This window comes from Sporosarcina sp. SAFN-015 (assembly GCF_051966875.1).
Classification (GTDB): Bacteria; Bacillota; Bacilli; order Bacillales_A; family Planococcaceae; genus Sporosarcina.
Window position 1 is genome coordinate 215,456 of sequence record NZ_JBQCKP010000004.1, and the last position, 12,593, is coordinate 228,048.

General features: G+C 44.1%; 12 protein-coding genes. 6 read left to right on the forward strand and 6 right to left on the reverse strand.

What is annotated here, in order from left to right:
- Positions 1-80 precede the first annotated feature (80 nt).
- Positions 81-1,250, forward strand: a complete 1,170-nt coding sequence (locus tag ACTHPA_RS09225) for a M20 metallopeptidase family protein (protein ID WP_440499881.1) — start codon at positions 81-83, stop codon at positions 1,248-1,250.
- Positions 1,251-1,415: 165 nt separating this feature from the next.
- A complete protein-coding gene (locus ACTHPA_RS09230) occupies positions 1,416-1,952 on the forward strand; it encodes a competence protein ComK (RefSeq protein WP_440499882.1) in 537 nt (178 codons plus the stop codon).
- Here ACTHPA_RS09230 and ACTHPA_RS09235 read toward each other — a convergent pair.
- The 4 genes from ACTHPA_RS09235 to ACTHPA_RS09250 all read right to left on the reverse strand — a co-directional run bounded on the left by ACTHPA_RS09235 (position 1,918) and on the right by ACTHPA_RS09250 (position 5,134).
- Positions 1,918-2,292 (reverse strand): hypothetical protein, encoded by a 375-nt coding sequence (locus ACTHPA_RS09235; protein ID WP_440499884.1) that lies wholly within the window; start codon positions 2,290-2,292, stop codon positions 1,918-1,920. The two genes, ACTHPA_RS09230 and ACTHPA_RS09235, sit on opposite strands and share 35 nt — an antisense overlap.
- Positions 2,293-2,636: 344 nt before the next feature.
- Positions 2,637-3,224: a nuclear transport factor 2 family protein gene (locus ACTHPA_RS09240; RefSeq protein WP_440499885.1), complete on the reverse strand. Its 588-nt coding sequence runs from the start codon at positions 3,222-3,224 to the stop codon at positions 2,637-2,639.
- A gap of 60 nt (positions 3,225-3,284) precedes the next feature.
- A complete protein-coding gene (locus ACTHPA_RS09245) occupies positions 3,285-3,959 on the reverse strand; it encodes a response regulator (protein ID WP_440499886.1) in 675 nt (224 codons plus the stop codon).
- A gap of 20 nt (positions 3,960-3,979) precedes the next feature.
- Positions 3,980-5,134: a sensor histidine kinase gene (locus ACTHPA_RS09250; protein WP_440499887.1), complete on the reverse strand. Its 1,155-nt coding sequence runs from the start codon at positions 5,132-5,134 to the stop codon at positions 3,980-3,982.
- 145 nt (positions 5,135-5,279) lie between these two features.
- Between ACTHPA_RS09250 and ACTHPA_RS09255 the strand changes: the two genes are divergently transcribed.
- Positions 5,280-5,912: a YigZ family protein gene (locus tag ACTHPA_RS09255; protein WP_440499888.1), complete on the forward strand. Its 633-nt coding sequence runs from the start codon at positions 5,280-5,282 to the stop codon at positions 5,910-5,912.
- 165 nt (positions 5,913-6,077) lie between these two features.
- Complete coding sequence (locus ACTHPA_RS09260; RefSeq protein ID WP_440499889.1) at positions 6,078-7,142, forward strand: LCP family protein; 1,065 nt, start codon at positions 6,078-6,080, stop codon at positions 7,140-7,142.
- Positions 7,143-7,243: 101 nt separating this feature from the next.
- Here ACTHPA_RS09260 and ACTHPA_RS09265 read toward each other — a convergent pair whose 3' ends face one another.
- Positions 7,244-8,287, reverse strand: coding sequence for a glycosyltransferase family 4 protein (locus ACTHPA_RS09265; RefSeq protein ID WP_440499890.1), 1,044 nt, complete (start codon positions 8,285-8,287; stop codon positions 7,244-7,246).
- A gap of 239 nt (positions 8,288-8,526) precedes the next feature.
- Here ACTHPA_RS09265 and secA2 point away from each other — a divergent pair, with 239 nt between their 5' ends.
- Together secA2 and ACTHPA_RS09275 are read left to right on the forward strand one after the other, a co-directional pair.
- Positions 8,527-10,893, forward strand: coding sequence for an accessory Sec system translocase SecA2 (gene secA2, locus ACTHPA_RS09270; protein WP_440499892.1), 2,367 nt, complete (start codon positions 8,527-8,529; stop codon positions 10,891-10,893).
- Complete coding sequence (locus ACTHPA_RS09275; RefSeq protein ID WP_440499893.1) at positions 10,890-11,783, forward strand: accessory Sec system S-layer assembly protein; 894 nt, start codon at positions 10,890-10,892, stop codon at positions 11,781-11,783. The genes secA2 and ACTHPA_RS09275 overlap by 4 nt, the downstream gene beginning before the upstream one ends.
- Before the next feature lie 181 nt (positions 11,784-11,964).
- Here ACTHPA_RS09275 and ACTHPA_RS09280 read toward each other — a convergent pair whose 3' ends face one another.
- Complete coding sequence (locus ACTHPA_RS09280; RefSeq protein WP_440499894.1) at positions 11,965-12,459, reverse strand: C40 family peptidase; 495 nt, start codon at positions 12,457-12,459, stop codon at positions 11,965-11,967.
- Positions 12,460-12,593: the final 134 nt, after the last annotated feature.

The following is a 12,593-nucleotide window of genomic DNA, read 5'->3' on the forward strand; positions in this document are numbered from 1 at the left end:
GATGATCGCATTGCGACCCCCGAAACGTATTGTTATAATTGTGAAAGTATAAATAACAGCGTTTCGAGAGGGGTAATGGAATGAATGAGCAATTGTTCGAGAAATTAGATCTGGCTTACGAGGATATGGTCGTCATCCGCAGACATCTGCATATGCACCCAGAATTATCTTTCAAAGAGGAGAAGACCGCACAATATATCCATGATTTTTACGCAGATCTCGGTGTTGAGGTACGCGCTGGCGTCGGCGGCAACGGTGTAGTCGCCCGTGTCAAAGGAGCACGTCCCGGCAAGACTGTTGCTTTGCGTGCTGATTTTGACGCATTGCCGATCCAAGATGAAAAAGACGTCCCTTACAAATCGACGGTTCCAGGCGTCATGCATGCTTGTGGGCATGATGGACATACAGCTGCATTACTTCAATTGGCGAAGGCAATCCACGAATTGCGGGAAGATCTCGCAGGAGAATACGTCTTCATTCACCAGCATGCTGAAGAATTCGCACCAGGTGGGGCCATTTCGATGATCGAGGACGGTTGCCTTGATGGTGTCGATGTCATTTTCGGCACACATCTTTGGTCGCTCATCCCCTTCAAAACTATCGAATATTTAACAGGTCCGGTCATGGCGGCTGCGGATCGGTTTGAGATTACGGTTCAAGGTGCAGGCGGTCACGGAGCAGCGCCTCACCAAACGAAGGACGCTGTCGTCATCGGTGCGCAGCTCGTCATGAACCTTCAGCAGCTCGTATCCCGTCGCGTTGATCCGATTGAATCTGCCGTATTGTCGGTCGGTTCATTCATCGCGGATAACGCGTTTAATGTTATCGCTGATTCGGCAAAGCTTGGCGGCACGGTGCGCACATTCGATCCTGATGTCCGCGACATGATGGAACGAGAAATGGCACGGGTCGTGGAAGGTACGGCACTTGCCAATAACTGTGAAATTCAGTTCGACTATTTCCGCGGATACCCTGCTGTCGTGAACCATAGAGAAGAAACCGAGCTCTTGAAACGCGTTGCTGAAACGATACCTGGCGTCGAGCACGTTGTGGAAAGCAAGCCGCAAATGGGCGGAGAAGACTTCGCTTACTATTTGGAAAAGGTGCCTGGCACTTTCTTCTTCACAGGTGCCCAGCCAGCAGAAACAACCTATCCTCACCATCATCCGAAATTCGATTTTGAGGAGCAGGCGATGTTGCTTGCAGCGAAAACGCTTGGCGCTGCCGCGTTGGATTATCAAGCTGAATAATACCCAACTCCCCGTTTACCGACGGGGTTTTTTCATTCAATAAAATGGTAGAATTGAACGTCTTATTGTATAGTTCAAATTATTCATTTAAAAGGCTTGTTTTTCTAATTCCTTATCCTATAATACTAGTGAGGGATGGAATAATTAGGATAGGAGGAAGTGGATTTGACTGAAGTCGTAACAAGGTATTATTTATCATTCGATACTCTCATGTTATTGCCAATTGAAGAAGGCAATAAAATCTTCACGAGGGTGATTGAACGGAATAGAACTCTGACAGTCCTGCAAAAACCGATACATATTGTAACCGGTTCCTGCACTTTCTATGGTGCGAGCTATAAAAATGTTATGAACACGTCTAGGCTATTATTTGGGGATAATAAGCAGAAGGCGCCTCTACTGACGGCAAACGCTTTCGGCATTCCATTAATCTTTATTCCGACGTTATCTCCTTCATCGGACCAAAATGTATGGATTTCTTCCCATGCAATCGATTTTTTTGAGACTGACGGTCTAGGTATTGCTGTTACATTGGAGAATGGGGGAAGGTACAAATTAGGAATTTCAATCACGACGATGTATCGCCAATATTCGTTGGCAAAATTGCTTGAGAGGAACTTTGTAAGAAAGCATAAGAACTTTGATCGTTCCTCTTTCCTATTTCCGCCTAATGACCCGCCGACTGATTATCCGACCTTGTAAAATACAGGTCCAATAATTCTTCTGTGCGATTGCGAAGTCGGACATTCAAATAGCGACGGTGGTCTTCGTAGCCGCCATGGATGAAAATGTATTCCGTGAACATGCTATCCCTCGTTTTCCGAATCAATTTCATGTTATGGCGGCGTAAATAAAACGTCGTTTCTTGCAGCTCGCTTTGGATCTGTTTGATCGAAGCGTCAATTCTTTTCAAGTAGGGTCCTTTCAATTTGAAGGGGCCCTTTTCAAATAGTTCCCGGTCGCGCTGCAACACGATCAGAACCATCGGCAAGTAGATCATGTTTTCAAAATGAGGCAATGCCTTCGCTGGAATTAAAGGCATTACGTTTTCCTCCCTTCAAAGGAACATTTGTTCCCATTATACATCCTTCATTTCTGGAAAGCAATATAGTGAAGGAAGGTAATTTTAACCGTTAAGAGCCGTTACTTTCCGTTTCAGGCGGACGCTTTCCGCGGGCACGGCTTCAATCTCCTCGTCGCTTCGCGTCTGCGGGGCTTTCAGCTCGTGCTGTTCCCGCTGGAGTCGCCGCCTTCCACTCCAAGTAACTCAAGCACGAATACTAATAATTTCATAAACAGAATGAAAAAACTGCCCCAGCAAAATTGCTTGGACAGTGTTAGTTTGTGGATAGTGTTAGTTTGTGGATATTTAATTGTATATAAACGTTATTTCTGTTCTTCCATATAATAAACGGAGTTCACTTTCCAGTCTCCATCCTCTTTTGTGAAGACGGTGACTTGCCTGCCGTCGCGGTTCGTCTCTAGGCCCGTGGATTTTTGTTTCATTTTCGTTACCAAATTGGCGAACACTTGGGCTTCCCCCGTCTCCTCGTCAAACTTCACAATTGTAATATCTTTTGCCTCGCGAGACAGTTCAAACTGTTCAAATGCACTTTCGATATACTCGCGCTCTTCCTCCAAATTGAAGCTTTTCGGCTTCTTGGAAAGCGTGCTCATATATTCATCGATGTCCTGATTGTTGAACGCGTGGATATATGTATCGAACGACTTGATGATCAGCTCTTTCTCTTCCGCTGGCACGTTTGCAGCTTCTTCAATCGTGCCGCCTGACAAGTTGAAGCCAACTTTATTGTCATCGCTATTTTCATCTACGCCATGATCAATTGAACCAAATTCACTCGGTTTTTCCCCGTCATTCACCGAACCTTGGTTTGACGAAGTATCTTCCTTTTTCGAACATGCACCGAGAATAAGCACGAATATAAGCATTGAGAAAACGAACATTTTTTTCATTATTCTTCCTCCTATACAGTAAAAGGGACCTTCTATAAGAAGGCCCCTTTTATTATAACATTATTTCACTTCAACCCAACCGTTTTTGATTGCCGTGACAACCGCTTGTGTACGGTCGTTGACACCCATTTTCTGCAAGATGCTCGAAACATGGTTTTTAACCGTTTTTTCGGAAATGAAAAGCGTCTCCCCAATCGTACGGTTGCTTTGTCCATCTGTCAACAGCTGCAATACTTCACATTCACGCTTCGTCAATAAGTGAAGCGGACGGCGAATGTCGTTTTGTTGGAATGATCCTTTATGTTCACGTTCGCTCAGGCGACGGAATTCTGACACGAGGTTATGTGTCACTTTCGGATGTAAATAAGATCCGCCTGCAGCGACGACTTTAATAGCTTGTACAATTGCGTCTGCGTCCATTTCTTTCAGCATATAACCGAGCGCACCCGATTTCAATGCATGTGACACGTATGATTCGTCATCATGGATGGAAAGCATGATCACTTTCGCTTCCGGAAATTCGTTTTTTAGATTTTCCGTTGCTTCCACTCCGTTCATTCCAGGCATATTGATGTCCATCAATACGACATCCGGCTCAAAGCGGCGGTATAGCTCAACAACTTCGCTGCCGTCGTCTCCTTCTCCTACTACATCGAATGAATCTTCAAAATCAAGGATTCTCTTAACACCTTCACGGAATAGCTGATGATCATCTACAATTAAAATTTTCGTCATTGTCATTCCCTCCCAATACTCTATTCAATTATATTTTCATGTAACGGAATACGGAATAGTACAGTTGTGCCCTTGCCAATTGTCGACATGATTTTCATCTCGCCTTTTAGCAGTTCGACGCGCTCCCGCATCCCTATAATGCCAAATGATTTATCTTTAGTTTGATTCGGGTCAAATCCTTTTCCGTTATCCTTCACGACAATATTCATTGTATCACGAAGCCATTCGACTTTCACCCAAACATCTCTTGAATTTCCATGTTTAAGTGCATTTGAGATACATTCTTGGACGAGTCTGAAAATCGCCACTTCGATGCTTGACTCAAATCTTTTCTCCGTTCCATTATTCATGAAATGGATTGTGACACCTTTTTCATATTCCATGACTGTCGAAGAATATTTTCGGAGCGTCGGAATCAAACCGAGGTCATCCAATGCCATCGGACGCAAGTCATAGATGATGCGTCGGACTTCAAGAAGGGCGTTCCGGACCATCTCTTTCAATTGATTCAGTTCGGACAAGGCAGCATTCGGACCTTTTTCGGAAAACGTCTTTTCAATGAGTCCCGATCTGAGCAGCACATTGGCAAGCATCTGCGCTGGACCATCGTGAATGTCACGCGATAGTCGTTTTCGTTCCTCTTCTTGAGCTTGGATGATTTGAATGGCGAACTCTTGTTTTTGTCGGGCTGTTTCAAGCACTTCCCCGACCTTTTTCAAATCAGAAGTCAAATATGTAATGACCGTCGTCACTTGATTGACAAGATGATCCGCCTTTTCAATCGTTTCCAAAAGGGCGGCAATGCGCCGGTCCAACTCGTCCCTTCGAACACGCAATTGCTTTTCTTCCATTCGGTTGATGGATAATCTGACGAGTAAATCATTAGCAACTTCGTACGCTTGACGTACTTCTTCTTCTGAGTAGTTCATAAAGTTTTTAGAAACATCCGCCAGCCGTCGTCGGGATTGGCGAGTCATATCCTCCAAATAATCACCTTCAGTGATTACCCGGGAAATATCTTCTTTAATAATAACAAGTTCGGTTTGCATCTCTTGGAAGGTTTGACGGCTTTGCTCGCTTATAGTGAAGATGTCATTCTTGGATTGATCCATCACATTAACCATATTGTCGAATATTTTTTCCAAGTTTTGGATATCCATCGTCTTTTCTGCCATCTCAACCCCTCCCTTCTGGAATGCGAAAAAAGCTAAACATAGGCAATGTTGCAGTATTCCTTGATTCCTTATACACTTTATTATTATATCATCATAAAACTAATTGCGTATTAAGATTGTATTACAAGTGATAGGAGTGCTGCAAATGCGAGCAGATTATAAAACAGTCAATTTGGCAGGTGAAAGTGAAATCGTCATTCAGAAATCCAGATTCCTGACGTACGTCAAGCGTGTTGAGACGGAACAAGAAGCAATGGACTTCATTCAAGATATAAAAAAGATGCATCATACAGCAACGCATAACTGTTCAGCCTACATCATCGGTGAGCACGATCAAATCCAGAAGGCAAATGACGATGGAGAGCCTTCGGGCACAGCAGGGGTCCCTATGCTGGAAGTACTAAAGAAACAAGGATTGAAAGATACAGCTGTTGTCGTAACACGCTATTTTGGCGGCATTAAATTAGGAGGCGGCGGCCTCATCCGCGCATATGGCCGCGCAACTACCGAAGGAATCGCCGCGACAGGCATCGTCGAACGTAAACTTCACGCGCTCATGAAAGTATCCATCGATTATACATGGCTCGGAAAAGTTGAGAATGAAGCTAGGCAATCGCCTTATCCACTTAAAGAAATTCTATATGAAGAAGACGTCAGCTTACTATTAAATGTTCCTATAGCAAAGACGGATGCCTTCATTAGTTGGATGACGGAATTGACGAACGGCCAAGCAGAAATTTCTGAAGTCTCAACTTCATTCCTCGAATTCGATTTGTGATAATAGTATACGACCAAGGAAATTAATAGTATAATGGGGAAAGTTGACGATTCATTGTTTATTTTGCAAGATTCTGTTCTTGTTTGCGTCAACTTTCCGTTGTTCATTGAACATTAAATTTGCTTGGGAAGATTCCTTAGCCAATGGTGGAGGCCAAAACAAGCCATGAAAAGAAAAGACTATAGAAAAATGAAAAAGAAGACATCTAAAGGTCGTCTAGCTATTAAGATCGGCTTATTAGTTTCGCTAACTGCCTTGCTTGCAATTGCAGCATATGGACTTTCATTGAGAAACCAGGCGGAGCAGGCAGTCGATCGAGCGTATGAAGCCGTTCCTGCTACACAGAAATCCGAATTGAGGGCCGAAGCGAAAGTGGAGCCAGCGAAAGACAACGTATCCGTCCTTTTGATCGGTGTGGATGACAGTGAAGCGCGCATGCAAGGAGACAGCCATAGTCGTTCGGATGCCCTTCTCGTCGCTACGTTCAATCCAGAGGAAAAGTCAGTGAAATTGCTAAGCATTCCGCGTGATTCGTACGTCTACATCCCGAAGGTCGGGTATAAAGACAAAATCACTCATGCCCATGCATTTGGCGGAACGCATGCATCGATTGAATCAGTTGAAGAAATGCTTGATATCCCAATCGATTACTACGTGAAAATGAACTTTAATGCATTCATCGAAGTTGTAGATGCATTAGGCGGAATTGAAGTCGATGTTCCGTACAATAGACTAGAAAAAGATGAAAACGATAAAAACACAATTCAATTAGTAAAAGGCTTACAAACGCTTGACGGTAGACATGCTCTCGCTTTAGCGCGTACACGTAAGCTCGACAGTGATTTGGAGCGCGGAAAACGTCAACAAATGATTTTGCAAGCAATCATTAAAGAGATGGTGTCAGTCAAATCCATCGCGAAATATGGTGATGTCATCGATGCTGTCGGAGACAATATGAAAACTGACATGACTTTCAAAGAAATGACTTCCTTCTGGGAATATGCAAAAGGCGGCATGCCACAAATTGACTCACTCAATTTGCAAGGCTATGACGATTGGTCAACAGGAACCTATTATTATAAATTGAACGAAAATGATTTAGAGAATGTGAGTCAACTATTGAAAGCCCATTTAGGCTTGATTCCTGACTCTTCCTCGTTAACGGATAGCAACAATCCAAATGTTGTCGGAACAACGGATGAAACCGCTGAAGGCAGCGATGGTTATTGAATTAGACACCCCACTGATCATTTCAGTGGGGTATTTTTTATATGCACAATAAAAAAAGTGATATGCGAGATTTCGCATATCACCGTATTATACAGCATTCATTATTTTCCAATCATACGAACTAAATTCAATAATGGCCGGTAATTCGTTCCGGCGAGACCGATGATTTCAACGAACAACTCAATTGCGAGAAGCATGACGATGATGAGTACAATCGCGCCCCATACAGTCGCTTGCGAGAAAAGAACTGCAGCTACACCGAAAAGGATAGCAAGTCCATAGATGATCAGGACAGTCTGTCGATGTGAGAACCCTGCCCGCAGCAAGCAATGGTGCAAATGCGATTTATCCGGCGCGGAAATCTTTTGCTTCATCCGCACACGACGGATGATTGCGAAGAACGTATCCGAAATCGGAACGCCAAGTATGATAATCGGAATGATAAGTGAAATCATCGTGACGTTTTTATATCCCAATAGCGCCAATACCGAAATCATATAGCCAAGGAATAAAGCTCCCGTATCCCCCATGAATATTTTCGCTGGGTGGAAATTATAGAACAAGAAGCCAAGTGCACTCGCAGCCAAAATGGCAGCTGTCGCGACAACAAACATTTCTCCCATGATCATCGCCATGACAGAGATGGAAATGAGTGCGATCGTGGAAACACCCGCCGCCAGTCCATCCAATCCGTCGATGAGATTAATAGCATTTGTAATGCCGACAATCCAAAGAATCGTGATTGGGATACTTAAATAGCCAAAATCAATCGGGCCGAAAAATGGCAAGTTAATAAATTCAATTTGTAAGCCGCCCCACGTAACGACGACGATCGCTGCAGCCATTTGGCCTAACATCTTCGCCTTGGCGGTAATTTCAAGCATATCATCGAGGAAGCCTGTAATAATGATGATGACGGCTCCAACAAGAATTCCGATAGCGTGCTCATCAGACGGACGAAGCAATAAATAACCGATGACAAAAGCACCGAAAATTGCCATCCCTCCGATACGCGGCATAACGGATGCATGCACCTTCCGATAATTCGGATGATCAACTGCTCCGATACGGAACGCGAATTTTATGACGAGCGGAGTCAGTATGATGGAAGCTATGAATGCAGCAGCCATTGCAAGGAATAACATGTCCTTCCTCCCCGTAAATAACAATAATTTAATTAGCCACAAGTATTATAGCACAGCTGTCAATGGAAAGCACCCAAGTTCGTGAATCTGGGTACTCGAGACTACTATACCCGGTTAGCAGAAAGACTACCCTTTCTATATCGCTACAATTTCTTAACAAGGTAGTCTTTTCGCATATAGTTTGATAAAATAGAACCTGTATCCTTAATAGAAGGATTAAATAAAGGAGCGTCCATCATATGTTATCAATTTTTAAACGTTCAAATCAAACGAGCGAACGACAACTTCGCAAATATCGTAAAGTTGTCCAACACATAAATGACTTAGAATCAAAATACGAAACATTATCCGATGAAGAACTTGCACATATGACAGAAGTGTTCAAAGTGCAAATCCAAGAAGGCGAAACTGTACAGGCAATTTTACCAGACGCATTCGCAGTCGTCCGCGAAGCATCCAAGCGAGTATTAGGCATGCGTCATTTTGACGTTCAGCTTATCGGCGGAATGGTATTGGCTGAAGGCAATATTGCAGAAATGCCGACTGGTGAAGGAAAGACGCTTGTCGCTTCCCTGCCATCCTATTTGCGCGCGCTTGAAGGAAAAGGTGTGCACGTTATTACAGTTAATGATTATCTTGCGAAACGTGACTACGATCAGATCGGTCAAATTCACCGCTTCCTCGGATTGACGGTCGGCTTGAACGTCCCGATGATGCAAGGACCTGCGAAGCAGAAAGCGTATATGGCTGACATTACATACGGCGTCGGAACTGAGTTCGGTTTTGATTACCTCCGTGACAATATGGTTCAGCATACTTCCCAAAAGGTTCAACGTCCGTATCACTTCGCAATTATCGATGAAGTGGACAGCGTCTTAATCGACGAAGCGAAAACACCGTTGATCGTTGCAGGTAAAATGCAAGCGGATCCTGATCTTCATTTCATCGCAGCGAGACTCGCGAAGCGTTTCAAAAAAGGTGTGGACTTTGAATTTGATGAAGAAACGAAAGCGACTTCACTAACGGAAACTGGAATTGAGAAGGTAGAAAAAGCTTTCGGCATCGATAATCTGTACGAACTTGAGCATCAGACACTCTATCATTATATGATTCAAGCCGTTCGCGCCTATGTCATTTTCAAACGTGATGTCGATTATATTGTGAAAGATGACAAGATTGAGCTAGTCGATATGTTCACGGGGCGAATCATGGAGGGGCGTACCCTATCTGATGGTCTTCACCAGGCGATCGAGGCGAAGGAAGGGTTGCCGATCACTGATGAAAATAAAGCCCAAGCGCAAATTACAATCCAAAACTATTTCCGGATGTATCCTAAGCTTAGCGGTATGACAGGAACGGCAAAGACACAGGAAAAGGAATTCCGTGAAGTGTATAACATGGAAGTCATCCAAATCCCGACGAACCGCCCACGTGCCCGCATCGATTCGCCGGACCGAGTCTATCAGACAATCGAACAAAAATACGAAGCGGTAGCGAAGGAAGTAGCGGAGCGCCATAAAAAAGGACAGCCTGTGCTCGTCGGAACGACTTCCATTCTCCAATCTGAAAAAGTTGCGGAGTTTTTAGACCGTGAAAAACTTGAGTATCATCTATTGAATGCAAAAAGTGTTGAGCAGGAAGTAGATCTCATCTCCCAAGCAGGTCAACGTGGCCATATTACTGTTGCTACAAATATGGCGGGACGCGGAACAGACATTATGCTCGGTGAAGGCGTCGAAGAACTTGGCGGTCTATTCGTCCTCGGCACGGAAAAACACGAAAGCCGCCGGATCGACAACCAGCTGCGCGGACGTTCAGGACGTCAAGGCGACCATGGCGAAAGTCAATTTTTCCTCTCGCTTGAAGATGACATGTTCAAACGCTTCGCGAAGGAAGACCTTGAGAAGTTCAATAAAAAAGTCGTTGTTAACGAAGATGGACTCGTCCAAAACGCTGATGTGAACGAACTGACAGAACGGACACAGCGGATTGTTGAAGGTGCACACTTCGCTATGCGTGAATACAACTTAAAACTTGACGATGTCATTAATGACCAACGCGGCGTTCTTTATTCGTTGCGAGATAAAGTTCTCGAGCGCACAAACCTTCTCGACCAATTGAAGATAATGGTGTCCGAAGCTGTGGAATTCGTCGTTTATGATAGCTGCCCGGAACATGAAACTCCGGATAACTTTGATTTCGACCGAATTGAGAGGACGATGAACGGACTATTACTAGAAACGGTCACGCTCCCACGTAATTTGGAACGACCAGTAGACGTATTGAAGTTTTATGAAGAGCCGGTTGCCGATCTGTTTGCGTATCTTGATTCATTTGCCGAAAATGAGCAGGTGAACGAAATCATCCCTCAAGTCATGTTAAGCCATATCGATACGATGTGGGTGAAACATCTGGATGTGATGGCTCGTCTTAAGGAAGGTATCGGATTGCGGTCATATGGACAAGAAGATCCAATGCGTATTTATCAACGTGAAGGCTTGCAATTATTCGGTACGCATTATCAGAAGCTACGCCGGAATATCGCATCCGAAGTTATCGGCTTTATGAAGCTTATTTCACAACAACAGGAGGCCCAAGAATCATGAAACTTTTCAACTTATTTAAGAAAACCGAAAAAACGGGTTCAGACAGCACAATTAATTCAGAAGAAATTCTAGAAGGCAGCGCACAGGCGAAAGGCACGGATGAAGTGGAAACAACGCTTTCCCTTCATCCGGAGTGGGCTCTTTCCCAAGAACAGGAATATGTTTTCCGTTTCCTTGCGAATGAATTGGAACCATTGAAACCGAACCAAATCTCCCTATCCGGCATCGACATCGATGTCGAACCGGCAAATGGAAGCTGGCTCGTCAAATCATTTTTCCGTTCTTCATTGGAACAGTCGATTTCTGTCGGCTCTGTCGAATTGATGCTCCTTGACGCGGATGGAAAAACATTGGCGTCACAGGAATTCGATTTGAAGGAATTGGGCGACATTCCAGGGAAGAGCGCTCGTCCTTGGGTATTCGTGTTCACGAAGGACAACATCTTTGCGGAAGAGCCGCCTGCAGAAAACTGGAAGCTCGCGTTCAACGTACAATCGATGGTGCCCCATAAACTTGAGCTGGAACAAGCTTGGGAAGACGGCTTAACTGCCGAGCAAAAAGAGGCGCTTGAAAAAGTAGTTGAAAACATGCCGAAGTTGAAGCCGCGCGAAGTGAACTTCGCAGGTTTCCAAGTGAAAAAACAAGAAGACGGAAGCATTGCTGCATCCATCTTCATCCGCAACGGACACTCAAAGCAGATCAATATCGAAAAGCTTCCATTGGAACTAGTCGATGCGACAGGCGAAATCGTCGCACGCGGCTCATTCGATTTAGCACCGCTTTCCGTTAAAGCGAACACATCGAAGCCATGGACGTTCATTTATCCGAAGGAAATGGTTCAAAAAGAAGAGCCAGACTTCTCCCGTTGGACAATCCGTGTACCACAGTAATGATAAAAAAGTGAAAGCCGCGAATTTCGCGGCTTTTTTCTATGAGGTAGAAAACGTTTTGCGCGAGTTGTGTAGGCTTTTGCGCGAGTTTAGACCTATTATGCTCATCTCATTACTTTGGACCTATCAACATATCAAAATAAAAAAAACGGATTCCCCATAAAGGAATCCGTTTTGAACTTTATTTATTGAACGCCACGTCATTAGCGCCTGAAATGCGTTTCGCTCCGACATATCGCTTGCCCCAGTAATGAGGGTCGTTAAGTTTATCGATCCGCACGCCTTTTGAAGTTGATGCATGTGCAAAATTACCATCGCCTACGTAGATGCCGACGTGGGAAACCCCTTTGCCAGTTGTATTAAAAAACACAAGATCCCCTTCGATAAGATCGCTCTTATCGACCTTTTCCCCGGATGCATACATACCTGATGAAGTGCGGGATAGCTTAATGCCATGTTGATTGAAGACATAACTTACATACCCGGAACAATCAAATCCAGCTGTTGTTGTGCCGCCATAAGCATACCGAATGCCAATTAGGCTTGAAGCCGTTTCTGAAATTGAAGCCGAGTCGGATGATGATGCTTCAGCTTGACCAATGGTAGGTGTGAACAATAATACAAAGACAATCGCAAAAAATGCAATCGACTTTTGCATGCGTGAAAGTATTCTCATATGATCCCCCGAATTTTTATTTATCTGAATAAATCATCTGAGATTACTTTACCATGTACTATGCTCGTCCAATATTACATTTCGGTAACAGAAATATTACAAAAATCCACAAAATATTCTCTTTGAAACATTCT